The organism is Kitasatospora sp. NBC_01246 (assembly GCF_036226505.1).
Classification (GTDB): domain Bacteria; phylum Actinomycetota; class Actinomycetes; order Streptomycetales; family Streptomycetaceae; genus Kitasatospora.
The window spans coordinates 1,135,131-1,161,136 of record NZ_CP108484.1 but is presented as its reverse complement, the minus strand read 5'-3'; the positions used below and the strand labels follow the sequence as shown (position 1 = coordinate 1,161,136).

General features: G+C 74.2%; 27 protein-coding genes. 15 read left to right on the top strand and 12 right to left on the bottom strand.

What is annotated here, in order from left to right; all coding sequences use genetic code 11:
• Positions 1-46: 46 nt before the first annotated feature.
• The 3 genes from OG618_RS05225 to gcl form a co-directional block, all read right to left on the bottom strand.
• The gene (locus OG618_RS05225; RefSeq protein WP_329485994.1) at positions 47-535 is read right to left on the bottom strand and encodes a glutathione peroxidase; all 489 of its coding nucleotides are present in this window, start codon (positions 533-535) and stop codon (positions 47-49) included.
• Between the two features lie 69 nt (positions 536-604).
• Complete coding sequence (locus OG618_RS05220; RefSeq protein ID WP_329485993.1) at positions 605-1,171, bottom strand: pyridoxamine 5'-phosphate oxidase family protein; 567 nt, start codon at positions 1,169-1,171, stop codon at positions 605-607.
• Between the two features lie 222 nt (positions 1,172-1,393).
• Positions 1,394-3,172: a glyoxylate carboligase gene (gene gcl / locus OG618_RS05215; protein ID WP_329492016.1), complete on the bottom strand. Its 1,779-nt coding sequence runs from the start codon at positions 3,170-3,172 to the stop codon at positions 1,394-1,396.
• Between the two features lie 1,028 nt (positions 3,173-4,200).
• Here gcl and OG618_RS05210 point away from each other — a divergent pair.
• Positions 4,201-5,820, top strand: a complete 1,620-nt coding sequence (locus OG618_RS05210) for a SulP family inorganic anion transporter (protein WP_329485992.1) — start codon at positions 4,201-4,203, stop codon at positions 5,818-5,820.
• Between the two features lie 168 nt (positions 5,821-5,988).
• On the top strand, positions 5,989-6,285 hold the full coding sequence (locus OG618_RS05205; RefSeq protein WP_329485991.1) for an MTH1187 family thiamine-binding protein: 297 nt from the start codon (positions 5,989-5,991) through the stop codon (positions 6,283-6,285).
• Between the two features lie 66 nt (positions 6,286-6,351).
• Here OG618_RS05205 and OG618_RS05200 read toward each other — a convergent pair whose 3' ends face one another.
• On the bottom strand, positions 6,352-6,828 hold the full coding sequence (locus OG618_RS05200; protein WP_329485990.1) for a DoxX family protein: 477 nt from the start codon (positions 6,826-6,828) through the stop codon (positions 6,352-6,354).
• Between the two features lie 242 nt (positions 6,829-7,070).
• Here OG618_RS05200 and OG618_RS05195 point away from each other — a divergent pair, with 242 nt between their 5' ends.
• Entirely contained in the window at positions 7,071-7,661 is a 591-nt protein-coding gene (locus OG618_RS05195) for a TetR/AcrR family transcriptional regulator (RefSeq protein WP_329485989.1), read from the top strand.
• Positions 7,662-7,765: 104 nt separating this feature from the next.
• Here the strand turns inward: OG618_RS05195 and OG618_RS05190 are convergent, their stop codons facing one another.
• Positions 7,766-7,957, bottom strand: a complete 192-nt coding sequence (locus OG618_RS05190) for a hypothetical protein (RefSeq protein ID WP_329485988.1) — start codon at positions 7,955-7,957, stop codon at positions 7,766-7,768.
• On the opposite strand from OG618_RS05190, the gene OG618_RS05185 reads away from it, so the two are divergent.
• Both OG618_RS05185 and OG618_RS05180 read left to right on the top strand, forming a co-directional pair.
• Positions 7,956-9,281, top strand: a complete 1,326-nt coding sequence (locus OG618_RS05185; RefSeq protein ID WP_329485987.1) for an MFS transporter — start codon at positions 7,956-7,958, stop codon at positions 9,279-9,281. The two genes, OG618_RS05190 and OG618_RS05185, sit on opposite strands and share 2 nt — an antisense overlap.
• Positions 9,278-10,039 (top strand): SDR family NAD(P)-dependent oxidoreductase, encoded by a 762-nt coding sequence (locus OG618_RS05180; protein ID WP_329485986.1) that lies wholly within the window; start codon positions 9,278-9,280, stop codon positions 10,037-10,039. Before OG618_RS05185 ends, OG618_RS05180 begins: the two co-directional genes overlap by 4 nt.
• 92 nt (positions 10,040-10,131) lie before the next feature.
• Here OG618_RS05180 and OG618_RS05175 read toward each other — a convergent pair whose 3' ends face one another.
• Positions 10,132-10,401 (bottom strand): helix-turn-helix domain-containing protein, encoded by a 270-nt coding sequence (locus OG618_RS05175; RefSeq protein ID WP_329485985.1) that lies wholly within the window; start codon positions 10,399-10,401, stop codon positions 10,132-10,134.
• Positions 10,402-10,479: 78 nt separating this feature from the next.
• On the opposite strand from OG618_RS05175, the gene map reads away from it, so the two are divergent.
• On the top strand, positions 10,480-11,247 hold the full coding sequence (gene map / locus OG618_RS05170; protein ID WP_329492015.1) for a type I methionyl aminopeptidase: 768 nt from the start codon (positions 10,480-10,482) through the stop codon (positions 11,245-11,247).
• 33 nt (positions 11,248-11,280) lie between these two features.
• On the opposite strand, the gene OG618_RS05165 is transcribed toward map, so the two are convergent.
• Together OG618_RS05165 and OG618_RS05160 are read right to left on the bottom strand one after the other, a co-directional pair.
• Positions 11,281-12,267: a hypothetical protein gene (locus OG618_RS05165; RefSeq protein ID WP_329485984.1), complete on the bottom strand. Its 987-nt coding sequence runs from the start codon at positions 12,265-12,267 to the stop codon at positions 11,281-11,283.
• Complete coding sequence (locus OG618_RS05160; RefSeq protein WP_329485983.1) at positions 12,264-13,271, bottom strand: SPFH domain-containing protein; 1,008 nt, start codon at positions 13,269-13,271, stop codon at positions 12,264-12,266. The genes OG618_RS05165 and OG618_RS05160 overlap by 4 nt, the downstream gene beginning before the upstream one ends.
• 181 nt (positions 13,272-13,452) lie before the next feature.
• Between OG618_RS05160 and OG618_RS05155 the strand changes: the two genes are divergently transcribed.
• Both OG618_RS05155 and OG618_RS05150 read left to right on the top strand, forming a co-directional pair.
• Complete coding sequence (locus tag OG618_RS05155; RefSeq protein ID WP_442906930.1) at positions 13,453-14,493, top strand: hypothetical protein; 1,041 nt, start codon at positions 13,453-13,455, stop codon at positions 14,491-14,493.
• A gap of 210 nt (positions 14,494-14,703) precedes the next feature.
• Positions 14,704-17,049 (top strand): transglycosylase domain-containing protein, encoded by a 2,346-nt coding sequence (locus tag OG618_RS05150; RefSeq protein ID WP_329485982.1) that lies wholly within the window; start codon positions 14,704-14,706, stop codon positions 17,047-17,049.
• A gap of 71 nt (positions 17,050-17,120) precedes the next feature.
• On the opposite strand, the gene OG618_RS05145 is transcribed toward OG618_RS05150, so the two are convergent.
• The 3 genes from OG618_RS05145 to OG618_RS05135 all read right to left on the bottom strand — a co-directional run bounded on the left by OG618_RS05145 (position 17,121) and on the right by OG618_RS05135 (position 19,528).
• Positions 17,121-18,392: a glycerophosphodiester phosphodiesterase gene (locus OG618_RS05145; protein WP_329485981.1), complete on the bottom strand. Its 1,272-nt coding sequence runs from the start codon at positions 18,390-18,392 to the stop codon at positions 17,121-17,123.
• 186 nt (positions 18,393-18,578) lie between these two features.
• Complete coding sequence (locus OG618_RS05140; protein WP_329485980.1) at positions 18,579-18,854, bottom strand: hypothetical protein; 276 nt, start codon at positions 18,852-18,854, stop codon at positions 18,579-18,581.
• A 125-nt stretch (positions 18,855-18,979) separates the two neighbouring features.
• Positions 18,980-19,528, bottom strand: a complete 549-nt coding sequence (locus OG618_RS05135; protein ID WP_329485979.1) for an RBBP9/YdeN family alpha/beta hydrolase — start codon at positions 19,526-19,528, stop codon at positions 18,980-18,982.
• Positions 19,529-19,785: 257 nt separating this feature from the next.
• On the opposite strand from OG618_RS05135, the gene OG618_RS05130 reads away from it, so the two are divergent.
• From OG618_RS05130 to OG618_RS05120, 3 genes are all read left to right on the top strand, one after another.
• The gene (locus OG618_RS05130; protein WP_329485978.1) at positions 19,786-20,352 is read left to right on the top strand and encodes a DJ-1/PfpI family protein; all 567 of its coding nucleotides are present in this window, start codon (positions 19,786-19,788) and stop codon (positions 20,350-20,352) included.
• A gap of 238 nt (positions 20,353-20,590) precedes the next feature.
• Positions 20,591-21,934, top strand: coding sequence for a serine hydrolase domain-containing protein (locus tag OG618_RS05125; protein ID WP_329485976.1), 1,344 nt, complete (start codon positions 20,591-20,593; stop codon positions 21,932-21,934).
• A gap of 98 nt (positions 21,935-22,032) precedes the next feature.
• A complete protein-coding gene (locus OG618_RS05120) occupies positions 22,033-22,575 on the top strand; it encodes a gamma carbonic anhydrase family protein (RefSeq protein ID WP_329485975.1) in 543 nt (180 codons plus the stop codon).
• 62 nt (positions 22,576-22,637) lie between these two features.
• Here OG618_RS05120 and OG618_RS05115 read toward each other — a convergent pair whose 3' ends face one another.
• Positions 22,638-23,858: an MFS transporter gene (locus tag OG618_RS05115; protein WP_329485974.1), complete on the bottom strand. Its 1,221-nt coding sequence runs from the start codon at positions 23,856-23,858 to the stop codon at positions 22,638-22,640.
• 253 nt (positions 23,859-24,111) lie between these two features.
• On the opposite strand from OG618_RS05115, the gene OG618_RS05110 reads away from it, so the two are divergent.
• The 4 genes from OG618_RS05110 (at position 24,112) to OG618_RS05095 (ending at position 25,999) form a co-directional block, all read left to right on the top strand.
• Positions 24,112-24,348: a DUF2277 domain-containing protein gene (locus tag OG618_RS05110; RefSeq protein WP_329485973.1), complete on the top strand. Its 237-nt coding sequence runs from the start codon at positions 24,112-24,114 to the stop codon at positions 24,346-24,348.
• A 98-nt stretch (positions 24,349-24,446) separates the two neighbouring features.
• A complete protein-coding gene (locus OG618_RS05105) occupies positions 24,447-24,683 on the top strand; it encodes a DUF6296 family protein (protein WP_329485972.1) in 237 nt (78 codons plus the stop codon).
• Between the two features lie 101 nt (positions 24,684-24,784).
• Positions 24,785-25,069, top strand: a complete 285-nt coding sequence (locus OG618_RS05100) for a DUF427 domain-containing protein (protein ID WP_329485971.1) — start codon at positions 24,785-24,787, stop codon at positions 25,067-25,069.
• 36 nt (positions 25,070-25,105) lie between these two features.
• A complete protein-coding gene (locus OG618_RS05095; protein WP_329485970.1) occupies positions 25,106-25,999 on the top strand; it encodes a hypothetical protein in 894 nt (297 codons plus the stop codon).
• Positions 26,000-26,006: the final 7 nt, after the last annotated feature.

The window sequence follows — 26,006 nt, the reverse complement described above, 5'->3', positions numbered from 1 at the left end:
GAGCCCCGGGGCGGCTGCCCCGGGGCTCCTCCGGCGGTGGTGCGGATCAGGCCGGCAGGACGGCCTCGATCGCGGTGATCACCTCGGCCGACTCCGGCTCGGTGCGGGGCCGGATCCGGGCGGCCACGGTGCCGTCCGGCGAGACCAGGAACTTCTCGAAGTTCCAGGACACGTCACCGGCCTGGCCCTCGGCGTCGGCGGTCCGGGTCAGCGCCGCGTACAGCGGGTGCTGGTCGGCGCCGTTGACGTCCGTCTTCTCGAACAGCGGGAAGGAGACGCCGTAGGTGGTGGAGCAGAAGGTCTGGATCTCCTCGGCGCTGCCCGGCTCCTGCCCGGCGAACTGGTTCGACGGGAAGCCCAGCACGGTGAAGCCGCGCTCGGCGTAGCGCGCCTGGAGCCGCTCCAGGCCGGCGTACTGGGGCGTCAGGCCGCACTTGGAGGCGACGTTGACGATCAGCAGTGCCTTGCCCTTGTAGTCGGCCAGCGAGGCGGTCTCGCCGGACAGGGTGCGCAGCGGGATGTCGTACAGGCTCACGGAAGTCCCCTTCGGATGGTCGGATATCGGTGCAGCACTCGTCACGGAACGGTAGCCGCCCCGCCCCGGTCAACCACGACCGGGCTCCGGGTGTTCCGCCCCCTGTTCCGCTCCCGTCCGGCCGGACCGGGCGTCGGAGCGGGCCTCGGGCCGGCCGTCGGTCCGGGCCTCGGTCCGCGCGTCGAAGCGGGCGGCGACGGCGGCGAAGTCGGCGCTGAGCCAGCGTTCGGGGCGCATCCGGATGGCGATGTCGGCGGTCAGCTGCTCGGTGGTGGCGGCGAGGTAGGCGCGGGCGGTGGCGGGCGGCATGTAGCGGTGGGCCATCGCGGCGCGCTCGGCCGGGTCGACCCCGTCCTCGATCGCGACCACCGGGCCCTCCACGCTCACGTAGCGGCAGGGCGGCTCCTCCTGCTGGGCACAGAGCGCGAACCGCCCGCTGGCGCGGATCCGGCGGGCCTTGGCGGAGTCCCGGCCGGTCAGGATGGTGAGGACGCCGCCCGGCCGGTAGGAGTACCAGATCGGGACGGCCAGCAGGCGCCCGGCCGGTTGGGCGCCGTCGTCGCCGACGGCCAGGACGCCGACGTGCGGGCCCGCCAGGAAGGCCTCGCGCTCGGACAAGCTCATGGTGAAGGGCACGGAGTGGCCTCCCGGGCTACGGAAGCCCGCGCGCTGCGGTCGCGTGCGGGCGGTACACCGGTACGTACCCGGACGACCGGCGTGCCGAACGCGGTCGCGCCGGACGGGGCGGGCTCGCCGCCGGGCGGGCGCCGTGGTGCGCCCGGCGCGGCCCGGGGGTGCCGGCCCCCGCGCCCGGGGGGCGCAGGCCCGGCGCCGGTGGGGGCGCCGGACCCGCGCGGCTCAGAGCGCCAGCGGCTTGATGGCCGTGGGGGCGTGCTCGGGCAGGGTGGCGAGCTCCTCGAACTCGGTCACGTCGCTCATGTCGACGGTCCGGCTCATCGAGATGTTGGTGATGCGCTCCAGGATGGCCTCGACCACGACCGGGACGCTGTGCTCGGCGGCGAGCTTCTTGGCCTCCTCGAAGGCGGCGCCCAGCTGGTCGGGGTCGGTGACGCGGATGGCCTTGACCCCGAGGCCCTCGGCGACCTTGACGTGGTCGACGCCGTAGACGCCGAGCTCCGGGGTGTTGATGTTCTCGAACTCCAGGTTGACCTGGAAGTTGATGTCCAGTCCGATCTGCGCCTGGCGGATCAGGCCCAGGTAGGCGTTGTTCACCAGGACGTGGATGTAGGGGACCTTGTGCTGGGCGGCGACCGCCAGCTCCTCGATCATGAACTGGAAGTCGTAGTCGCCCGAGAGCGCGACGATCGGGGTGCCCGGGTCGGCGGTGGCGGCGCCGATCGCGGCCGGGATGGTCCAGCCGAGCGGGCCGGCCTGGCCGCAGTTGATCCAGTGCCGCGGCCGGTAGACGTGCAGCATCTGCGCGCCGGCGATCTGCGAGAGGCCGATCGTGGTGACGTAGCGGGTCTCCGGGCCGAAGGCCTTGTTCATCTCCTCGTAGACGCGCTGCGGCTTCATCGGGATGTTGTCGAAGTGGGTGCGGCGCTGGAGGGTGGCCTTGCGCTCCTGGGCGGATCCGGCCCACGCGGTGAAGTCGGGCAGCCGGCCCTCGGCCTTGAGCTCCTTGGCGACCTCGACGAAGAGCTCCAGCGCGGCCTTGGCGTCGGAGGCGATGCCGTAGTCCGGGGCGAAGATCTTGCCGATCTGGGTGGGCTCGATGTCGACGTGGACGAACGTGCGGCCCTTGGTGTACGCCTCCAGGTTGTACCCGGTGTGGCGGTTGGCCCAGCGGTTGCCGATGCCGAGGACGAAGTCCGACTCCAGGAAGGTCGCGTTCCCGTAGCGGTGCGAGGTCTGGACGCCGACCATGCCGGCGCTCAGCGGGTGGTCGTCGGGGATGGTGCCCCAGCCCATCAGGGTGGAGATGACCGGGACGCCGGTCAGCTCGGCGAACTCGACCAGCAGGTCGCAGGCGTCGGCGTTGATGATGCCGCCGCCGGCGACGATCAGCGGGCGCTCGGACTCCAGCAGGAAGCGGATCGCCTTCTCGGCCTGGGCGCGGCTGGCCCGCGGCTGGTAGACCGGCAGCGGCTGGTAGGTCTCGGGGTCGAACTCGATCTCGGTCAGCTGGACGTCGATCGGCAGGTCGATGAGGACCGGGCCCGGACGGCCGGAGCGCATCAGGTGGAAGGCCTCCTGGAAGACGCCCGGGACCTGGGCGGCCTCCAGCACGGTGGTGGCCTTCTTGGTGACCGGCTTGGCGATCGAGGAGATGTCGACGGCCTGGAAGTCCTCCTTGTGCAGCTTGGAGACCGGCGCCTGGCCGGTGATGCACAGGATCGGGATCGAGTCGGCGATCGCCGAGTAGAGGCCGGTGATCATGTCGGTGCCGGCCGGGCCGGAGGTGCCGATGCAGACACCGATGTTGCCGGCCTTGGCGCGCGTGTAGCCCTCCGCCATGTGGGAGGCGCCCTCGACGTGCCGGGCCAGCGTGTGCCGGATGCCGCCGCCCTCCTTGAGAGCCCGGTAGAACGGGTTGATCGCTGCGCCCGGCACGCCGAACGCGACCTCAACGCCTTCGAGCTTGAGGATCTCCACTGCCGCGCGGGCGGCTGTCATACGAGGCATCGGGTATCTCCTGCATCGGCCCGCAGTGGGTCGGAGGGCTCATCTCCAGAATTCCACCATACGGAAGAACGGTTTCTGTATGCGGAAACAAAGTAAGGCGGGGCCCGTCGGGGCGTCAAGGGGGCCTTCAACAGAATGTGGAAGTGGGTCGCGCCGCGGGGATGACGGGAAACCGCAGGTGGCGGGCGCGGGGAGGGGGCGGGCGCGGGGAGGGGGTGGGCCGGCCGTCCGGCCAGGCTGTCACGGCGGGCACGGCCGGACCATCGCCCGTTCCTCCAGTCCGCCGGGCCCGGGCGGGCCCGGTGGTCGTCCCTTCGTGCAAAGCGCGCGCTTCCGGCACCGGTCTCGTTCGTGTGCCAGTCCACGGGCCGAACGCGCGTACCCGGCCGGAGCCCCGAGGCGGCGCGGAAAGCGGCGCCGGTGTGCGGCTCGTGTGAAGATTCGGTGGGCGAGGTCGGCCCCGCGCGAGGCTCTGGGTACCGTCGGTGGCACGCCGGACCCGTCATGGTTGCCATGTTCAACTCGGGCCGCGGCAGGGGGATTGGGGATCGACCGGGGAGCGGGGGAGCTCCGGCCGTCGGGTCCCGTTCCCGGACCGGGCCCGCCCGGTCCGCGCGCAGCCGACCGAGGCACCGCCCCCTGACCGCACCCGCTCCGCCCCGACACCCATCGCCGCCGCCCGGCCCGCCCGGACGGCCGCCCGTACCGACGCCGCCCGCGCCGTACGCGCCGTGGAGGCCGCCGGGTGCCCCGCCGAGGTCGCGCCCGGTGCGCCGACGCGATGTGCGTCAACCGGCGCGCGACCCGTTCGCCCGCCAGGTCCGTCCTCGCCGTCCGCCCGCCAGGTCCGCCCGCTCCGGCGTCGACCGCCCGCCCGGCCCGCCCGCCCCGGCGTCCGCCCGTCCGGACGCACCCAGCAGCGCGTCCGCCCGTCGGCGGGTGCGCGGAAGGAACGTATCCATGCTCCGACCCGCCTGCCGTCCCCTCGTCCGCCCCGGCACCGCTGCGGCGGTGACGCGATGAGCGCCCCGCCCGGTCGGTCCGAGAGTCCGCCGGGCCGTTCCGGCGAGGGCGCCCCGCCGGGCCGGGCCCGTCGCGGTCCCGTCCGTGCCGTGCGCGCCGTGCCCTGGCGCTTCGACCTGCCGGCCTCCCTGGTGGTCTTCCTGGTCGCCCTGCCGCTCTGCGTCGGCGTGGCCGTCGCCTCCGGGGTGCCCGCCGAGCTCGGCCTGGTCACCGGGATCGTCGGCGGCCTGGTGGTCGGTGCGCTGCCGGGCAGCAGCCTCCAGGTCAGCGGCCCGGCAGCCGGGCTCACCGTCCTGGTCTACGAGGCCGTCCAGGAGTACGGCGCCGGCGCGCTGGGCCTCCTGGTGCTCGCCACCGGCCTGCTCCAACTGGCCATGGGCGCCCTGCGGCTGGGCCGCTGGTTCCGTGCGATGTCCGCGTCCGTGGTCCACGGCATGCTGGCGGGCATCGGCCTGACCCTGCTGTTCGGCCAGCTCTACGCGCTCGCCGACCGCAGGGCGCCCTCGACCGGGCCCGAGAAGATCGCCGGCCTGCCGGCGCTGCTGCGCGACGCCGTCACCGGTGCGGCGACGCCGGCCGCGGTCGCCCTCGGCGTCGCCACCCTGCTGGTGCTGGCCTTCTGGAAGTACCTGCCCGCCCAGGTGGCCCGGACGGTGCCCGCACCGCTCGCCGCCGTCGGCCTCGCGGCCGCCGTCACGGCCTCCGCCGACCTGCCGGTCGCCCGGATCCGGGTCTCCGGCCTGCTGGACGTGGTCCGGCTGCCGGAGCGCGACGCGCTGGGCGGGCTGGCGAGCACGGCGGGCGTCGGTACCGTCCTCGCCTTCACCCTGATCGCCTCGGCCGAGACGCTGTTCAGCGCCGCCGCGGTGGACCGGATGCACCACGGCCCGCGGACCGACTACGACCGTGAGCTGACCGCGCAGGGCGTCGGCAACACGCTCTGCGGCCTGCTCGGGGCGCTCCCGATGACGGCGGTGATCGTCCGCAGCGCGACGAACGTCCAGGCCGGCGCCCGCACCAAGGCCTCCCGCGTCCTGCACGGGCTCTGGCTGCTGCTGTTCACCGCGCTGCTGCCGGGGGTGCTCGGCCTGGTCCCGCTCACCGCGCTGGCCGCCGTCCTGGTGCACGCGGGCGCCAAGCTCGTTCCGGTCCGGCGGATCGTCGGGCTCTGCCGCGAACACCGCGGCGAGGCGGTGGTGCTCGCGGTGACGGCGGTCTCGATCATCACCACCGACCTGTTCGAGGGCGTGCTGATCGGGATCGGCCTGGCCGTGGTCAAGTCGGCCTGGCAGACCTCGCACCTGCAGATCGCGGTGGAGGAACTGCCGCCCCCGGAGGCCCCGGAGCCCGTTGCCGCCGGCGGGGCCGCCGGCCCGGAGCTCACCCGGGCACCGCTGCGGGTCCGCCTGAGCGGCAACGCGACCTTCCTGCGGCTGCCCCGGCTGCTGGACGCCCTGGAGCGGCTGCCGGCGGACCGCCCGGTCGAGCTGGACTGGTCGGGGCTGCGCCACCTGGACCACGCCTGCACGGTGGCGCTCAGCACCTGGGCCGAGCAGCACCGGGCCCGCAGCTCCGCGCCGCTGGCGGTCGAACCGCCGCTGCCGACGGTGGCCTGACGGGGCGTCCGGCCTGACGGGGCGTCCGACCTGCCGGGCAGACCGGCTCGGCAGGGTGCCGGGTCGTCGGCCGGTCCGGCCGGGCCGGGCGGCTAGCCTGGTCGCGGTGCCGGGACACCCGACGGACCGGGCACCGGGACAGCGCCGAGTCGGAGGAGGAGCAGAGCCGTGATCGCAGCGTTTTCGGTCACCCCGCTGGGGGTCGGCGAGGAGGTGGGGGAGGCGGTCGCCGCCGCCGTCCGGGTGGTCCGCGCGAGCGGGCTGCCGAACCGCACGGACGCGATGTTCACCAGCGTCGAGGGGGAGTGGGACGAGGTGATGCCGGTGATCCGGGCGGCGATCGAGGCCGTGAAGGCCTACAGCGGACGGGTCAGCACCGTCATCAAGATCGACGACCGGGCCGGGGTCACGGACGGGCTCACCGCCAAGGTGGCCTCGGTGGAACGCCACCTCGCCGAGGGGTGAGCCCCGGTCGGCCCTGCGGTGAGGCCCGGCCCGCCGACCCGAGCGGGCCGGCGGGCCGGGCTTCGGTCAGCGTGCCGCGGTGGGCTGGGTGCTCTGCTCCGCCGACGCGGAGCCGTAGGCCCGGTCGGCCGTCCACCGGGGGAGCAGCCGGTCCACCGCGAACGGTCCGGAGCCGAGCGCGGCTATCGCGAGGAACGCCCAGCAGAACAGCACCGAGGCCTCGCCGCCGTTCTGCAGCGGCAGCAGGGCGTGCTCCTGGTGGACGGTGAAGTACGCGTAGGCCATCGAGCCGGAGCAGAGCAGGGCGGCGGTCCGGGTGCCGAGTCCGGCCAGGACCAGGACACCGCCGACGAGCTGGATCAGTGCGGCCCACCAGCCGGGCCACTGGCCGACCGGGACGGAGCCGCCGCCCTTGGCGCCGCCGAAGACGCCGAAGAGCGAGGCGGCGCCGTGGCAGGCGAAGAGCAGCCCGACGACGACGCGAAAGACCGTCAGGACGAGGGGGCGGACGGTGTCGACCGCTTGCTGGGGAGTAGCGGGCATGGACGTCTCCTGGAGGGAGGGGGTGGGGGACGGGCGGCGGTAAGGGTACCCTTATCTGGAATCGCCTGACAACACTCTGTCAAGTCCACCGTGTTCGAATTTGTTCACCGTCCGTCGTTCGCATGTCAACCGTCCGCTGTCGGCCCGCCCTCTGGCCCGGTGCGCCCGGTATCCGGTACTCGCCGTGGCGGTCGCTCTCCTCTTTCTTGACCGATCGGTCTGAATATGACTAAGGTTCAGACATGGCACGGACCAAGGAATTCGACCCCGACGCGGCGCTCCAGGCGGCCCTGGAGCTGTTCTGGCGGCGCGGCTACGAGGCCACCTCGATGGCGGAGCTGGTCGAGGAGCTCGGGATCGCCCGTGCCAGCATCTACGCCACCTTCGGCAGTAAGCACGAGCTCTACCTGCGGGCGCTGGAGCGCTACGGCGAGCAGCACAATCCGGTGCTGCTGGCCGAGCTCTCGCAGCCCGGCCCGGTGCTGCCGGCCGTCCGCGGCCTGGTCCGGCGCTTCGCGCGGGAGGCCGGCGAGGACGGCGCGGGCGGCCCCAGGCGCGGCTGTTTCGTCACCAACACCGCCGTCGAGCTCGCTCCGCACGACCCGGACGCGGCCCGGCGGGTGTCCGCCAGTCTCGACCACCTGGAGACGGTGCTCACGGCCGCGCTGGTCCGGGCCGAGGCGCAGCGGGAACTGCCCGCGGGGCGCGACCCCGTGGCGCTGGCGCGGATGCTGCTGGTGCTGATGCAGGGCATGCGGGTGATCGGCAAGGCCGGTGACGGCGAGGCCCGTCTGCGGGCCGCCGCCGAGCAGGCGCTCGGCCTGCTGGACTGAGCGCGCCGCCCGGGCCGGCGCCACGGCCCGGCCGGGGGGCTTCCGACGGCCTCGCGACCGGCGCACTGTGCTGTCCAAATTCTGGACCGAACGGTCATTATCAACTAGGGGGATTCGATGGCACAGGGGGTTTCGACACCCGCACGGGTGGACTCGCCGGTTTCTCGGCCCGCGCCCGCCCGCGCCACCGCGCGGGCGCCTTCGCGGCCGGCTCCGTCGGCCCCGTCGCCGGCGTCACCGCGGTCGGGGTTCGCCCTGCTCGGTGCCGTGCAGGCGACGCTGATCTTCACGATCATGATCCTCTCCGTCCCGCTGCCCCTGGTGGGCCGGGAGTTCGGCCTCGGCCCGTCCGGCATCCTGCTGCTCAGCGCCGCGTACGGACTCTCCTTCAGCTCCCTGCTGCTGCTCGGCGGCAGGCTCGCCGACCGGCACGGCGGCCGCCGGATGCTGCGGGTCAGCCTCGTCCTGCTGGCCGTCGCCTCGGTGGCCGGCGCGCTCGCCCCCACCTTCGCCGTCCTGCTGGTGACGCGCTTCGCCCAGGGCGTCGGCGCCGCGCTCGCCGCTCCGGCGGCGGTCGCGGTGGTGCGTTCGCTCTTCCCCCGGTCCGCCGACTACGGCCGGGCGATGGCCACCTGGGGCGGCCTCTCGGCGCTCGGTGCCACCGGTGGCAGCCTGCTCTCCGGCGTAGTCACCGCCTGGGTCTCCTGGCGCTGGATGTTCGCCGTGCCGGTCCTGGTGGCGCTGGCCGGGCTCGCCCTCTCCGGTCGCCTGCTCCCTGCTGCCGAGCCGGCCCCCGGCGCACCCCCGGCGCTCGACCTGCGGGGTGCGGCGCTCGCCACCGCCGGTGTCTCCGCGGTCAGTTACGGCCTGGTCGGGTCCGGGGAGCACACCTGGGGCGAACCCGTGGTGCTCCTTCCGCTGGTGCTCGGCGCCGCCCTGCTGCTCGCCTTCGCCGCCGCCGAACGGCGCACCGCCGACCCGCTGCTGCCGCCCGGCTTCCTCGCCGACCGCCGCCGGGCCGCCGCCCTGGTCGCCGTCATGGCGACCGCCGCGGGCACCGCGCTGGTCTTCCTGATCCTCCCGCTCTACCTCCAACAGGTCCGCGGCTGGGGCGTGCTGGCGACCTCGGCGGCCTTCCTCCCGTACGCGGCGGTCCTGCTGGCCGCCGGTCGGCTGGCCGCACCGCTGATCGCCCGCCACGGACCGGCCGCCGTCACCGTCGGGGGCCTGGCGGTGGCCGCCGGAGGCCTGGCGCTGCTGGCCGGCGTCGGTCCCGCCACTCCCTTCGCCACCGGACTGCTGCCCGGTCTGCTCCTGCTGCCCGCCGGGGCCGGCCCCGCCTTCGCCGGCTCGGCCGTCCTCGCCACCGGGGGCGTCCGGCCCGGGCGCGCCGGTCTCGCCGCGGGCGTCCTGAACACCGCGATGGAGCTGGGCCCCACCGCCGGCGTCGCCGCCCTGATGGCGCTCGCCGCCACCCGTCCCACCGCCGTCGGCGGCTACGCCGCCGCCCTCGCGGCGGCCGCCGCGGGCCTCGCGCTGACCGCCGCGGCGGTCACCCTGCTGGCCCGCTCCCGACCCGCACGACCCCCGTTCACCCACACCGAGGAGTACTCAGCATGACCACGCGCTTCGCCGACAAGTCCGTCCTGGTCACCGGCGGCGGCACCGGCATCGGCCGGGGCATCGCCCTCGCGTTCGCCCGGGAGGGGGCCCGCGTCGCGGTCGCCGGCCGCACCGAGGGCCCGCTGGCCGAGACCGTCCGGCTGATCGAGGAGGAGGGCGGCAAGGCCGTCGCCCTCGTCGGGGACGTCGCGGACGGCGCCGACGCCGCCCGGCTCGTCCGGGAGACCGTCGCCCGGCTCGGCGCCCTGGACATCGCCGTCAACAACGCCGGCATCCTGGGCGCGGTGGCACCGATCGCGGACCTCGCCGAGGAGGACTGGCAGCGGGTCGTCGACACCAACCTGACCGGCACCTGGCTCGCCATGAAGCACGAGATCGCCCACATGCGGACCCAGGGCGGCGGGGCCATCGTCAACATCGCCTCCAACCTCGGCGTCCACATGCGGCTCCCGGGCCTCGGCGCCTACGCGGTCACCAAGGCCGCCGTCAGCGCCCTGACCCGCAGCGCGGCCCGCGACCACATAACCGAGGGCGTGCGGATCAACTCGGTCAGCCCCGGGCCGGTGGAGACCCCGATGTCCAGCCGCCCGGGCGAGAGCGCCGCCGACAAGGCGGACCGGATGAAGTCGGACGTCCCGGTCGGCCGGGCCGGCTCCGTCGAGGAGATCGCCGCCGCCGTCCTCCACCTCGCCTCGCCCGAGTCCGCCTACACCGTCGGCGCCGACCTCGTCCTCGACGGCGGCATCACCGCCTGACACCCGCCCCGCCTGACGCTCGCCCCCCGTGAACGGCCGACCGGTTTCCGGTCGGCCGTTCACGTCCGTCCGGCCCCGCCCGGTGTGCCGCCCTAGGCGGACAGGGCTTCGCCGTCGTGCGGGAGGGCGCAGGCGGCGGCCAGGTCGTCGAGGGAGAGGTCGAGCGCGTAGGCCAGTGCCACGACCGTGAAGAAGGCCGGTGTGGGGGCACGGCCGGTCTCGATCTTGCGGAGGGTCTCCGAGGAGATCCCCGCCACCGCCGCGATCTCGACCATGCTGCGCGTGCCGCGGGCCGCGCGCAGCAGGGCGCCGAAGCGCTCGCCGCGTTCGCGTTCCCGGGGGGTCAGCGGAGTCCTCACCATGCGCCGATCCTAGACCCGACTGGACCGTGATAGATATACCGGTATAAGAATTGGGTAGAGATGCGGGAAGGCACGGCCATGGTGGAACTCAAGAACGACACGGCGCTGGCGGCGATGCGGGAGGCCGGGCGGGTGGTCGGCGAGGCGCTGGCCGCCGTCGAGCGGGCGGCCGCGGTGGGGGTGAGCCTGCTGGAGCTGGACGAGGTGGCCCGCGGGGTGCTGAGCGGGGCGGGCGCGGTGTCGCCGTTCCTCGGGTACCGGCCGTCCTTCGCGCCCGTGCCGTTCCCGGCGGTGATCTGCGCCTCCGTCAACGACGCCGTGGTGCACGGCATCCCGGACGGCTACCGGCTGCGCGACGGTGACCTGGTCAGCATCGACTGCGGGGCGGTGCTGGACGGCTGGGCGGGCGACGCCGCCGTCAGCTTCGTCGTCGGGACGCCCCGCGCGGAGGACGCCGCGCTGATCGACGCCACCCGGCGGGCGCTCGAAGCCGGGATCGCCGCTGCCGTGGTCGGCAACCGGACCGGTGACATCGGGCACGCGATCGCCGCGGTCGCGCGGCGGGCCCGCCGGGGGGTGCCGGAGGGGTTCGGCGGGCACGGCATCGGGCGCCGGATGCACGAGGAGCCGTCGGTGCCCAACGAGGGCCGCCCGGGCTGGGGTTACCCGCTCAAGCCGGGGCTGGTGCTCGCCATCGAACCGATGCTGACCGGCGGCGGCCGGTCCGACTACCTGACCGACGAGGACGGCTGGACCCTGCGGACCACCGACGGCAGCCGGGCCGCGCACTTCGAGCACACCGTGGCGATCACCGAGGAGGGACCGCGCATCCTGACCCTGCCGTAGCGCCCTCCCGGGGCCGTCGTCGCCACGCCCCGCTCAGCCGAGCAGCCGTAGGCGGGTCGCGGCCACACCGAGCCGGATGCTCTGCCCCCAGGTCAGCTCCAGCGCGTCCGTCTCGATGCCGTCGCCGAAGGCGACCAGCCGGTCCGACTCGACGGTCAGCACCAGCTGCCGGCCGCCGTCGAGCACCCCGTGCACCCGGCTGGTGCCGGTGGCGGGGGAGGGCCAGGCCTCCCGGACGAACCAGGCCAGCGCGGGCGCGGCGGCCTCCGGCAGGGTCAGCGGGCCGCCGCGCTCCAGCCAGGCGGAGCGGCACCAGCCGGTGGCGCCCGTACCGGTGCCGACCAGCACGCCCGAGGAGGCCTGCGGCTCGGGCGGGGCGGACCGCGGGCGGTCGGCCGTGCTCGACGGGACGGACCGGCTCGAACTCCGGCCGGTCGTATCCCGGCCCTCGCCCTCGCCCGGCTCGCCCTCGACGGCCAGCCGGTACCGGGCCGTCTGGTGCCCGGGCTGTCCGACGTACACCTCGTTGAGGGCCAGCAGCCGCTGGGTGTCGTCCGCGACCGCCTCGACCATGGTGCGCTCCTCCAGGTGCCGGGCGCCCGAGCGGGCGACGGCGGCCGGCAGCAGGGCGGGCAGCGCGTCGGCGCGGTGGCGGACCAGGACGCCGGGGTTGCGGCCGGGATCGGCGTCCACGCCGATCACCGGCTGGCCGTCCAGGTACTTGGCGACGTTGGCGACCAGCCCGTCCTGGCCGACCACGACCACCACGTCCTCGGGCTCGAACAGGAAGCGCGGCAGGTCCGCCCGCTCGACCCGGCTGCGCCGCCACTCCAACGGCACCGCGGCCGCCGCCCGGGCGAGCGCTTCGGCCTGCCGGCGGTGGCGCTCCTCGGCCTCGGCCATCGACCGGCCGCGGGCGGCGAGGAAGAACGAGGCCTGGCCGGGCGTGCCGTGGTGGGCCAGGAGCTCCTCGTACTCGGTGCGGCGGTGCACCAGGACGGCCCGGGGTGCGAGGGTCACTGGTCGCCCGCGCTCTGGGAGAGCCGGCTGAGCAGCCCGGTGAGCAGGTCCGGCGTGACGGTCATGTTCTCGATCCGGGGCAGGTGCTCGGCCAGCCGCATCAGGGCGAGTGCCCGCAGCACGGCCGGGTCGGCCTGCTGGTGGGCGGTGAGCCAGGCGGCCTCGGCGGCGGCCCGGGCCTCGCCCAGCGCCCGGGCGGCGTCCGCCTCGGCGGTGGCGAGCCTGGTCCGGCGCTCCGCCTCGGCCTCGGCGCGGACCCGGTCGGCGACCGCCTCGTCCTCGGCCTGGAGGCGCCGGTTCGCGCCCTGCTGGGTCAGCAACTGCTTCTCTCGCCGGGCCAGCTCGATTCGGTTGGCCAGCTCGTTCTCGGCGATGCCGCGCTCGTGCTCGACGGCGACCGCGCGCCGTTCGAAGGTGGCCCGGTCGGCCTCCTGCTGGACGAGTTCACGGGCGGGGGTGCGCAGCGCGCGCTCCACCTCGGGCTCGGGGCGCAGCGCGACCACCCGGACGGCGATCACGGCGAGCCCGGTCTCGGTGATCCGCGGTTCGGCGGCGAGCCCCTCGGCCATCCGGTCGCGGACGGCGCTGACGCCGTCGGCCAGCGCGGCCGCGAGCGGGGTGCGGGCGAGCAGGCCGAGCGCGTGCTGCTGGGCGGTCTCGGTGAGCAGGGTGGCGAGCTGGTCGAGCGGGGCGGCGCGCCAGGCGCCGCTGTCGGGGTCGAGGCCGAAGTCGACGCGGGCGGCGGCGACGGCGGGTTCGGTGATCCGGTAGGTGAGGGTGGCCTGGACGGTGACGTCCTGGAAGTCGGAGGTCCGGGCGTGGAACAGCATGGCCAGCTCGCGGTCGTCCACCGGCACCTCGGAGAGGGCGGCGGTGAGCGGCCGGAACCAGAACGCCAGGCCCGGGCCGTCGTGGACGACCTTGCCGCGGTTCAGGTGCCGGATGTGGGCGGTGGGGACGGCGCGCAGGTGGCGCAGTCCGAAGCGCTTGGTGATGTCGGCCATGGGAGGTTCCTTTCCCCTTTTCGTCACTCCGACGATATTCGGCGGCGGTTGATCTCGTCAAGATGACGAGAAGAAGGGAAGGCGCCTGGCCCGACTGTCGTGGGAGGATCGCCGGGTGCTGAGGACGCGAACGAGAACGCGGCGGGGTCCGGGCCGGGGGGCGGCCCGCGCCGCGGCGGCGCTGCTCGCACCCGCCCTGGCGACCGCCGCCGCCCTCGGGACCGCCGTGGTCGCCGCACCGCCCGCCCGCGCGGCCGACCGGCCCGGGCAGGCGTTCACCATCTCCGACCCGCGCATCACCGAGTCCAGCGGCCTCGCCGCCAGCCACGCCCACCCCGGCGTCTACTGGACGCACAACGACAGCGACGACGGCCCCTACGTCTACGCGGTGGACTCGCAGGGGCGCACCGTCGCCACCGTCACGCTGCGCGGCATCGAGCCGCGTGACGTGGAGGCGATCTCGATCGGCCCGGACGGCCGGATCTACGTCGGGGACATCGGCGACAACCTCGGCGGCAAGTGGCCCGAGGTCTGGATCTACGCCTTCGCCGAGCCCGCCGAACTGCGCGACCAGACCGTGGAGACGGTCCGCTACCGGGTGCGCTACGAGGACGGCCCGCGCGACGCCGAGGCGCTGATGGTCCATCCGGTCACCGGCCGGGCCTACATCGCCAGCAAGAAGCAGGGCGGCGGCGGCCTCTACCAGGGGCCGGAGAAGCTCTCCACCGCCGGGGTGAACACCTTCCGGCGGATGGTCGACGTCCCCTGGATCACCGACGGGGCCTTCTCCCCGGACGGCACCCGGCTCGTCCTGCGCGGCTACTTCGACGCCACCCTCTACCGCTGGAAGGACGGCGCGCCCGTCAAGCTCGGCCCGCTCTCCACGCCCTTCCAGCGCCAGGGCGAGTCGGTCACCTTCACGGTGGACGGCCGGGCGCTGCTCTACGGCACCGAGGGCAAGGACAGTCCGGTCTGGCGCTCGCCGCTCGACGACGACCAACTCCCGGACACCGTCCAGCCGCTGCCCTCGGCCGCGCCCTCCTCCGGTGCGGCCGTGCCGCCGTCCGGGTCGGCGGCCGCGGGCGGGGCCGACGGATCGTCGTCCTCGTCGTCCTCGTCGTCCTCGTCCGAGGGGCCGTCGGACCGGACGCTCGGCGTCCTGTTCCTCCTCGCCGTGGTGGGGGCCGTGTTCGGTCTGCGCAAGAAGCGCCGCGGCGACTGACGGGCGGAGCCGGCGGGTGTGTCGGGGTCCGGACCCCGGGGGCGGCCGGCGAGACGGAATCACCGTGGGCGAACGGTCCTTCGGGCTTCGGGGCGCCGGCGGGGCCGGGTGGCCGACCGGCTCCGACGGGGTGAATCTGTCGCCGATTTGTGACAAAGCTTGGCCAACACCCGTCCCATGCAGGGTTTTCGTGGACGTAGTGTTCCGCCTATGTCACGGAAGAGTCGCCGTATCTCCTCCCCCGACCCGGGCGACACCTGGGTCCCGCGCACCCGGCGCCGCGAGAGTCCGCTCGCCATGGCGGGTCACGCGGTGAAGTTCCTCGGCTACAGCACGCTGGCCGGCGTCCTGCTGGCGGGCGTGGCCCTGCCGGCGGCCGGCGCGCTCGGGCTGACCGCCAAGAACACCGCGGACAACTTCGACAGCATCCCGGACGACTTCAAGACCCCGCCGCTCAGCCAGGCTTCGCAGATCTTCGACGCGAAGGGCGGCCTGATCGCCAAGGTGTACGAGCGCGACCGCACCGTCATACCCGCCGACCAGATGTCACCGCTGATACGGCAGGCCCAGGTGGACATCGAGGACGCGCGCTTCTACGAGCACGGCGCGGTCGACCTCAAGGGTGTGCTCCGGGCCGCCACCAAGAACGCCGAGAGCGGCACCACCGTCCAGGGCGCCTCGACGCTGACCCAGCAGTACGTGAAGAACGTCAACGTCGAGAAGGCCGGCGACGACCAGGCCGCCGTCCTGGAGGCCCAGCGCAAGACCCTCGGCCGCAAGATCCAGGAACTCAAGTACGCCATCAAGCTGGAGGAGGACCTGACCAAGGACCAGATCCTCACCAACTACCTGAACATCACCTTCTACGGCCACCAGGCGTACGGCATCCAGGCGGCCTCGCAGCGGTACTTCAGCAAGGACGCCAAGGACCTCACCGTCCCCGAGGCCGCGATGCTCGCGGGTCTGGTGCAGAACCCGTCCCAGTACGACCCCAAGCTGCACCCCGTCGCCGCCCAGAAGCGCCGCGACACCGTCATCGACAAGATGGTGGAGAACAAGCACCTCACCGCCGCGCAGGCCCGGGACGCCAAGGCGACCCCGCTGGGGCTGAAGTACAAGGACCCGCAGAACGGCTGCATCACCGCCAACGCCGGGATGGGCTTCTTCTGCGACTACGTCCGGCACGTGGTCAAGCAGGACCCGGTGTTCGGCAAGAGCGCCGCCGAGCGCAAGAAGCTGTGGGACCAGGGCGGCCTGAACATCTCCACCACCCTCGACCCGGACAAGCAGGCCGCCGCCCAGAACGCCGTCACCAAGAAGGTCTACGTGACGGACCCGGTCTCGGCGGCGATCACCATGGTCGAACCGGGCAGCGGCAAGATCCTGGCGATGGCCCAGACCCGCCCCTACGGCCTGGACCCGGACAAGAACCAGACCGTCGTCAACTACAACGCGGACGCGGGGATGGGCGGCGGCAACGGCTTCCAGCCGGGCTCCAACTTCAAGCCGATCGTCGCCGCCGCGGCGCTGGAGGCCGGCCTGCCGGCGACCCAGATCTACCCGGCGCCGAACCGGATGGACTGGCCGACGATGAAGACCTGCGACGGCACCTGGAAGAACCTGGAGAAGGGCAAGAAGGGCGGCTCGATCCCCAACGAGTCCGAGAAGGAGTCCGGCCCGTACGACCTGAAGCAGGCGATGGCCCTCTCGGTCAACACCTACTTCGTCCAGATGGAGCAGGAGATCGGCCTCTGCGCGGTCAAGCAGATGGCCAACAAGCTGGGCGTGGCGACCAAGGCCAGCGGCGATCCGCTCCAGGAACTGCCCGCGCTGGGGCTCGGCACCCAGGAGGTGAGCCCGCTGGTGATGGCCAACGTCTACGCGACCTTCGCCGCCGAGGGCACCTACTGCGCGCCGCTCGCGATCAACCGGATCACCACGGTGGACGGCAAGGACGTCCCGGTCGTCCCCGCCAAGTGCGAGCGGGTGATGTCCGAGGACACCGCCGACGTCATCAACACCGTGCTGCTCGGGGTGACGGAGAAGGGCACCGCGCGCGAGCTCGGGCTGGACGGCGACCGGCAGATCGCGGGCAAGACCGGTACCACCGACGAGAAGAAGTCGGCCTGGTTCAGCGGCTACACCGCCAACCTGGCGGCCTCGGTCTGGCTCGGCGGCCCGGCCAAGGGCGTGCCGATGAAGAACATCCGGATCGGGGGCAAGTACTACCAGGAGATCTTCGGAGCCACCGGCCCGGGCCCGATCTGGCAGCTGGCGATGAACCAGGCGCTGAAGGGCATGCCGCGGGACACCTTCGACACCGTGTACATCCCGGACCCGCCCAAGCGTGATCCGAACCCGAGCGGGAGCCCGAGCGGCTCCGGCACGGCCTCGCCGGGCACCGCCCCGACCGGTGCGGGCGCGCCCGGCGGCCGGACGGCGGACCCGGGGCGGCCGCGCTCGACCCAGCCCGCCGAGCAGCACACCGACCAGCACACCGAGCAGACCGGCCGGGGCGACGCCGACCGGCCGGACGGCTCGCAGAACGACGGCTGACCGGACCGGCCGACGACGGTGCCCCGGACCGCCCTACGGTCCGGGGCACCGCCGGGTTCGGGGGCGGTCGGTCAGTGGACGCCGTTCGCGGCCCAGAAGTCCTGCCGGGCCAGCACGCTGGTGTCGGTCTGGTCGGTGAAGAAGCCGTCCACGCCCAGCTCGTAGAGGTGGCGCGCCCACCCGATGGCGTCGCCGTAGGCGTTCGGGTCGGTGCCGCGGCGGTAGTCCAGCGGGAGGAAGGCGTTCTCGTTGCGGACGGTGTACGGGTGCAGCAGCAGGTTGGCCGCGTGCGCGTCGCGGACCAGCGTGGTCGGCGGCAGCAGCTTGCCGCTCTCGTCCACCGGTGCGATCAGCTGGGTGGTCGGGCCGATGCCGTGGGCGAAGCCGGCCATCCAGCGTAGCCCCGCCGGGGTCACCAGGTCGGCCACCGTGCGCCGGTCCCCGGACAGCACGAAGTCGTACGGCTGGGTGGTCGCGCCGCCCAGCAGCTGGATCCGCGGGTTGTCGACCAGCTTGGCCAGCCGCTGCAGGCTGCTCGGCTCGAAGGACTGCAGGATCGCCCGCCCGCGCCGGCCGGCCAGGCCCGCGCGGCGCAGCTCGTCGGCGAGCCGCTCCTCCAGGGGCAGACCGATCGAGCGGAAGTAGCTCGGGTGCTTGGTCTCCGGGTAGAGCCAGACCTCGCGGCCGAGCTCGCGTCCGCGCTTCCTGGCGAAGTCCGCCAGCTCGCGGAAGGTGAGCACCGGCCACCGGCCGTCGTACAGGGTGTTGCGCTGGCGCTGCTGCGGGAGGCGCTCCTTGGCGCGCAGGGTGCGCAGCTCGGCGAGCGTGAAGTCCTCGGTGAACCAGCCGGTCTGCGGCAGGCCGTCGATGGTCTTGGTGGTCTTCCGGCCCGCGAACTCGGGGTGGTCGGCGACGTCCGTCGTCTCCACGATGTTGTTCTCGTGCCGGATCACCAGGTGGCCGTCCTTGGTGGGGACGAGGTCCGGCTCGATGACGTCCGCACCGAGCTCCAGGGCGAGCTCGTAGGAGCCGAGGGTCTCCTCGGGGCGGTAGCCGGGCGCGCCGCGGTGGCCGATGACCAGCGGGTGCGGCAGCCGGTCCAGGCCGGTACCGGTGCGGACCGGGGAGCGGGTGCCGGCCGCCGCTCCGGCGTCCGCGCGCCCCTCGGCGGCGTCCGGCTGCTCGTCGGCCGGGGCCGCGAACGCCTCGCCCGCGGTCGCCGCGAACGCGGCCGCACCGAGGCCGGCGGCGCCGGTCGCACGCAGGAACCGGCGGCGCGAGGAGGCCGTGCCGGGTGCGGAGGAATCTGTCGAGCTGCTGCCGTCGAGCGGACGGTTCGTCATGGAGGCTCCTGGCTCGCGCTGGGGGCGGGACGCTGATGGTCGTCGCCCGCAGACTAGGAGCAGCGGCGCCCGGCCGGGTGGCGTTCGGGCGAACTGCGGGCGAAGATCCGCCGTGCACCCGTCAGGAACGCACCCGAGGCGCACCCGGTGCGGGCCGGGTGCGCCTCGGACGGAGCGGGGGCCGGGTCAGCCGTTGACCTGGCAGAGGGCGTAGGACTTCTCCGCGTGCAGCATCGACTCCAGTTCCGGGTAGCCCTGGGTGCGGTAGCTGTAGTACGCGACGGTGTACTCGACATCACACCGGTTGGCGGCGGACAACTGGCTGTCGGGCTGGTCGGCCACCGTCAGCGGACCGTGGGCCGGGAGGTCGACGCCGGCGGCCTGGGCGGCCCCGGCCCCGCCGGCCAGTACGGCGGCGACGGCGAGCGCGGCGACTGCGAGCGGGCGGGACAGGCGGTTCATCAACTGAGTGTCCTTCCAGAGGAGTCGGTGTGCCCCGATTCTGCTCCGGAGGGTGATCACGGTCCTATCCCAGAACGGTGGGGGGAGCGCCCGGCTCCCCCCACCTCCCGCCCCTCAGTCCTTGTTCAGAGCTCGGCGAGCAGCTTCCGGCCGTCCGGCCAGTCACCGAGCCCGGAGTCGGCGTTGAGATGTCCGTGGGCGCCGGGCTCCACGTACCGGGCGCCCCACGCCTCGGCGAAGGCGCGGGCACGCTCCGGCGTGACCCAGGGGTCGTCGGTGCTGGAGACCACCAGCGAGCGGAAGGGCAGGCGCTCCAGGGTCACCGGGCGGAAGCCCGCGAGCGCCGGGACGTCGGCGTTGTCGATGTCGGCGGGTGCGACCAGCAACGCACCCCGGACGGCGGCGGTCCGTCCGGCGGCGGCCGAGGCCGCCCAGCGGGCCACCGCGACGCACCCGAGGCTGTGTGCCACCAGGACGACCGGCCCGTCGGCCGCCGCGGTGGCGATCGCGGCATCGAGGGCGGCCACCCAGGCGTCCGGCTCAGGGAAGTCCCAGTCCTCCTGCTGGACGCGCCGGAAGGCCGCCGGGTCGGCCTCCTCCCACCGGGTCTGCCAGTGGGCGGGCCCGGAACCCTGGTAGCCGGGTAGGACGAGGTAGCTGGTGCGGTCCGACATCGTGCGGACTCCCTTCATGGGCTGACCTGGGTACCAGGGAGTCTAGGGGCCGCCCGGGAAGGGGCGCGTAGGCCCTGGCGACGGCGCACACGGCTCGCCCATGGCGCGTGCCACGCGTCACGCGCCGGGTGTGCGAGCGGTGTGCCCCGTTGCGGCGGCCCGGCCGGGTGCGGGAGGTTGTTCCCGGCCCGCCCCGGCCGCCACCGGCGCGGGCCAGCACCATGTCTGACGACCGATCACATGGAGGGATGTCGGCGATGACATCGAAGGTCCTGCTCGTCACCGGTGATGCCGCGGAGTCGCTGGAGGTGTTCTACCCCTACCAGCGGCTGCTGGAGGAGGGCTACGAGGTCGACATCGCGGCGCCGACGAAGAAGCGGCTCCAGTTCGTGGTCCACGACTTCGTCGACGGCTACGACACCTACACGGAGAAGCCCGGTTACACCTGGCCCGCCGACCTCGCCGTCGCGGACGTGGACCCGGCCGAGTACGTCGCCCTGGTCATCCCCGGCGGCCGTGCCCCCGAGTACCTGCGGAACAACGCCGACGTGCAGCGGATCGTCCGGCACTTCTTCGACGCCGACAAGCCGGTGGCGCAGATCTGCCACGGCCCGCTGATCACCGCGGCCGCCGGCGTGCTCTCCGGCCGCCGCAGCGCCGCCTACCCGGCCCTGGAGCCCGACGTGGCCGCCGCGGGCGCCGAGTACGTCGACGGCGAGGCGGTCGTCGACGGCGTGGTCGTCTCGGCCCGCGCCTGGCCCGACCACCCCGCCTGGATCCGCGCCTTCATCGAGGTCCTCCGGGTCAAGGCCCCGCTGGCCTGACCCTGACGGACCCGGGGGCACCCCTCCGCCCTGGGGCGGAGGGGTGCCCCTCAGCCTGTCAGGGTCCTGTTCCGCCTGTGGGTGGAGCGACACGCCGACGGAAGATCGGACCAGCGGTGGAGAGGCTCGGGACCTGGGTCGGACGTGTACGTCTCCCCCCGCTGTCAGAGTGTCAGTCGACAGGACCGGGGCGGATGTTGTGGAAAGTCCGCCCGTTCGGACACCGGAGGGCGGCGGCATGACGGGAACGACGAGGGATCGGGCGGGCCGGGCGGAGTGGACGGGCCCGGAAGGCGGGCGGGACCGGGGGCGGCGACGGCGGGGGCTGGCCGTACGGGCGGTGGCGGTCGCGCTGGCCGGCGCCGGCCTGGTGGGGGCCCTCGCCCCCGTCGCGGGTGCCCAGGGCGCCGCGCCCGGGTCCGGACGGCCGGTGGCCGACGGCGGCATCGACCGGGTCGACCGGGCGGCGCTGGACGCGGCCGTGCGCGGGCCGGTGGCCCAGGGCGGCGCCTCCGCCGCGCTGGGGCTGGTCGCCGAGCGCGGGCGCACGGTCTGGAAGGGCGCGGCCGGGACGGCCGACTTCGCCACCGGCGCCCCGGCCACCGCCGACGGCCGGTTCCGGATCGGCAGCGTCACCAAGACCTTCGTGGCGACGGTGGTCCTGCAGCTCGTGGCGGAGCACCGGGTCGGCCTGGACGACCCGGTGGAGAGCCGCCTGCCCGGCGTGGTGCCGAACGGCGGGCAGATCACCGTCCGCCAACTGCTGAACCACACCAGCGGCCTGTTCAACTACACCGAGGACCCGTCCTTCTCCTTCGACGAGGACCCCGCCGCCCTGCAGCAGTGGCTCGACGTCGGCCGCTGGCGCCCGTACGCGCCGGGGGAGCTCGTCGGCCTCGCCGCCCAGCACCCCCCGTACTTCGCCCCCGGGCAGGGCTGGCACTACTCCAACACCAACTACGTGGTGATCGGGATGCTGATCGAGCGCCTCACCGGCCGCGGCTGGGCCGACGAGGTCCAGCGCCGGATCATCCGCCCGCTCGGCCTGACCGGTACCTCGATGCCGCTCAACTCGCCCTTCGTCCCCGGCCCGCACGCCCACGGCTACTACAAGCTCGCCTCCGGACCGGCGGACGTCACCCTGCTCGACCCGAGCATGGCCGGTGCGTCGGGGGCCGGGATCTCCACCACCACCGACCTCGCCCGGTTCGTCTCCGCCCTGCTCGGCGGGCGGCTGCTCGCCCCGGCCCAACTCGCCGAGATGAAGCGGACCACCCCGCAGAGCGGTCCCGCCGAGTACGGCCTCGGCCTCCAGCGGACGTCGACGGCCTGCGGCGAGTACTGGGGCCACAGCGGCGGAATCCCGGGCTACACCACCCTGATGTACGGGGCCTCGGACGGCCGGCGACAGTTCACGGCCTCCGTCAACCCGTACGACCTCTCCGACCTCCCGGCGGCCAACGCCACCGTCGAAGCCCTGGTCGCCACCGCCCTCTGCGACACCCACCCGGCCACCGCGGCCACCCCGCCCACCCCGCCCACGGCGACCGGCACCCTCGCGGCCACCGGCGTGGTCCGGTGACCTCCCCGGCGCGATCACCGGGGTGCTGGGGGCGGCCCACGACCGGGGTGCCATCATGACCGGCACATGACGGTCGATTGTCGCCAGGAGGACGAGACATGGCAGAGCCGCTGATCGCCGCAGTCGGGGACCGGGTGCCCGACATCGACCCGACCGCCTTCGTCGCACCCAACGCGGTCGTGGTCGGGTCGGTCACGGTCGGCGCCGGGGCGAGCGTCTGGTACGGCGCGGTGATCCGCGGCGACGCCGAGGCGATCACGGTCGGCGCGGGCAGCAACATCCAGGACAACTGCACGCTGCACGCGGACCTGGGCTTCCCGCTGGTGATCGGCGAGCGGATCTCGGTCGGCCACAACGCTGTCCTGCACGGCTGCGTGATCGAGGACGACGTGCTGGTCGGGATGAACTCCACGGTGCTGAACGGCGCCCGGATCGGGGCCGGTTCGCTGGTCGCGGCCGGGGCCGTGGTCCCGCAGGGCATGGAGGTGCCGGCGGGCTCCCTGGTCGCCGGGGTGCCGGCCAGGATCCGGCGCGAGCTGACCGAGGAGGAGCGGGCGGGCGTCACCTTCAACGGCGAGGGCTACCGCCTCCTGGCCGACGCCCACCGGAAGATCGAGCCGGTGGAGCGTCGGACGGCGTAGGCGTCGAACGGGGCGAGGCCATCGGGTGCGGCGCCTCGCCCGGCGCGCCCCCGCCCGGCCGGTCAGGTGCGGGCGACTGCCTCGGCGGTGGGCAGGGGGTGACCGAGGGCCGGGACCGGTACCGGGGCGGCCGTCCCGGGGCGGCGGCGGTCGGCGGCCCAGGCGATCACCGCGATCACCGCACCCGAGGCGGCGAGGCCCGAGCCGACCAGGGTCGGCGACGTCCAGCCGAGCCCGGCGTCCAGGGCCAGGCCGCCGAAGTACGCGCCCTGGGCGTTGGCCAGGTTGAACGCGCCCTGCACGGTCGCCGAGGCGAGGGTCGGGGCGTTGCGGGCCTTCTGCAGGACCAGGGTCTGCACGGCCGGGACGATCGCGAAGCCGAAGAGCCCGACCAGCACCACCGTCAGTGCGGCCGACCACTCGGTGCGGGCGGTCACCCCGAAGAGCGCCAGGGTGGCGGCGAGCAGCAGGAAGGCGGCGCAGAGGGTCGGCCGCAGCGCGCGGTCGGCGGCGATGCCGCCCAGCACGTTGCCGATCGTCATGCCCACCCCGAACAGCGCCAGCACCAGCGTCACCGATCCGGTGGCGTAGCCGGAGACCTCGGTGAGCAGGGGGGTGATGTAGCTGTAGCAGGCGAAGAATCCCCCGCAGCCGAACACCACCGTGCCGAGGGCCAGCCAGAGCTGTCCGCTGCGGAACGCCCCCAGCTCGTGCCGGAGGCCGGACTGCGCGGGTGTGGGCAGCTGGGGTACCAGCCGCGCGATGGCGACGGTGCCGAGCGCGCCGATCGCGACCACCACCAGCATGGTGGCCCGCCAGCCGAGGTGCTGGCCGAGCAGGGTCGCGGCCGGGACCCCGACGATGTTGGCGACGGTCAGGCCCGAGAACATCACGGCGACCGCCCGGGCCCGCCGGTGCGGGGCGACCAGCTCGGCGGCCGCGACCGCCCCGGCGCCGAAGAACGCCCCGTGCGGCAGCCCGGTGATCAACCGGGCCGCCGCCAGCGACCAGAAGTCGGGCGCGATCGCGCAGAGCAGGTTGCCGGTCGCGAAGAGGCCGGCCAGCGCGACCAGCACGGGCTTGCGAGGCCGTCCGGCGGCGAGCGCGGTGAGCAGCGGTGCGCCGATCACCACGCCGATGGCGTAGGCGGAGATCAGCCACCCCGCCTGGGGGATGGAGACGTGGAGGTTCTCGGCGACCTGGGGCAGCAACCCCATGGCGGCGAATTCGGTGGTGCCGATGGCGAACGCGGTGACGGCCAGGGCGACCAGCGCGAGTGGCAAGGGGGACTCCGGGGTGACGCCCGGGCGGGAGCCGGGCAGGGGGTCCGGCACGGTCGTCGGGCCGGTGCAGACAGGTGACCGGGCGGGGCGACCCGGTGGGGGCGGGGTGGGGGAGCGGGGCGGCGCGGGGATGACGGGCAATTCGTCTGGGCGAAATCCTAATCCGATCGGATGACCCCACCAGGTGCCGCCCATGGCCGGACGGTGACACATGGGGGTCGCCAGCGGCGCCCCCGCGCGCGAGACTGGGGTCATGTGCCGCAGTATCAAGACGTTGAGACCGCCCGTGACGCCGGACGCCTCCGATGAGGACTTCCACGCGGCCGCCCTCCAGTACGTGCGGAAGGTGTCGGGGTTCCGCGCCCCGGCGGCGCACAACCAGGAGGCCTTCGACCGCGCCGTGGAAGCCGTCGCCGAGGCCACCGCCCGATTGCTCGACGAGTTGGAGGTCCGCGGCGCTCCCGCCCGGACCACGGGGGCCGCCGCCTGATCCGACGGCGGGAAGCCGCCGGTCGGCCCGGCGCAGACCTGTAGGGGCAGCATGGGCGCCAGGGACAGCTGGGACCAGGTGGACCGAGGAGATCGGCGATGAACCCCGCGAACCGTTACGTACTGACCTTCCCGGGCACGCCCGGCACCCAGGCCCCGCAGGACGTGGTCGTGGTCTCCCGCACCAGTACGACCGGTCCCGGCGGCCACCCCGTCTACGAGGACGCCACGGGCATCGTCCGGGCCGAGATCAGCGACTCGGGCGAGGTCCGGATGCTCGCCAGCGGGGGGCACCAGTCCCCGCACTTCCCGGTGCACGCCGAACCACTGCCGTAGCGGGGAGCCCTCCGCCGCCTGCGGCCCACCGGACCGCGCCGGCGGCGGGCCGGGTCACGCCCGGCCGGTTGTCCCCTCGCGGCCTCGGGCAGAATCGGCTCATGACTACAGCGAGTTGGCAGGGCACGGTCGTCGCCGAGAGCGACGACACCACCGTGGTCGAGGGCAACCACTACTTCCCGGCCGAATCCGTGCGCGCGGAGTACCTGCGCCCGTCCGACACCACCACCGTCTGCGGCTGGAAGGGCACCGCCGAGTACTACACGCTGGACATCAACGGCCAGCTCAACCCCGACGCGGCCTGGTACTACCGCGACCCGCTGCCGGACGCTGAGCACGTCCGCGGCCGGGTGGCCTTCTGGCGCGGGGTGGAGATCACCGAATAGCGCGTACCTCCGCGGTTCACCGGGTAACCGCAGAGCATGGCAATCTTCAGGAGACCGGGACGCTCCCGGCAGCCGGAGCCCGCCCCCGAACAGGTCGCCGAGGAACTGGCGGACCTCGTCGAACAACTGGAACGGCCCGCCCCCGGCGTCGAGGGCGGGCCCGCCGGGCAGCTCGCCGAGTACCGCGCGGAGCGCGACAAGCGCCGGGCCACGGCCCTGCTCGGGTCCGTCTCCCGGCGGCTCGGCAGCGGCGGCCTGGCCGCCGCGAAGGGTGCCGCCTACGGCGGCCGGGCCCTCGCCGACCAGCTGATGCAGGCCGCGCCGCGCATCCCGGTCCGGAGCCTGACCACCCTGCGCGCCCAGCACCCGGACGCGGCCGACCCCGAGCGGCTGGCCGACCTGCTGGTCAGCGGCGCCAGCCGCGCCTCCGGCGCGCTCGGCGCGGGCGTCGGGGCCGCGGCGATGTTGCCCGTGCCGCCGGCGATGGCGCTGGAGATCGCCGCCGAGACGCTCGCCGTGGCGGCCGTCGAGATCAAGCTGATCGCCGAACTGCACGAGGTGTACGGCCTCGCGGCCCAGGGCACGGCCACCCAGCGGGCCTCCGCCTACGTGGCGGCCTGGGCCAACCGCCGGGGCATCGACGCGACGCTGCTGGTGAAGCCGGCCGGGTTCGCCGCGATGGCGCTCGGCTCCGAGGTCCGTCAGCAGGTCCGCAAACGGCTCACCCGCAGTACGCTGCGCCGCCTGCCCTCGCTGATCCCACTGCTGGTGGGGGCAGGCATCGGCGCCACCGTCAACCAGCGTGACACCCGCAAGCTCGCCAAGGAGGTCCGGGAGGACCTCAGGCACCGGCGCAGCACGGCGGACCGCGCGTACTGGGCCGCCGCGGCCCCGCCGCTGAAGGGCGAGCGGGGCGAGCCGCGGCCCTGAGCGACTC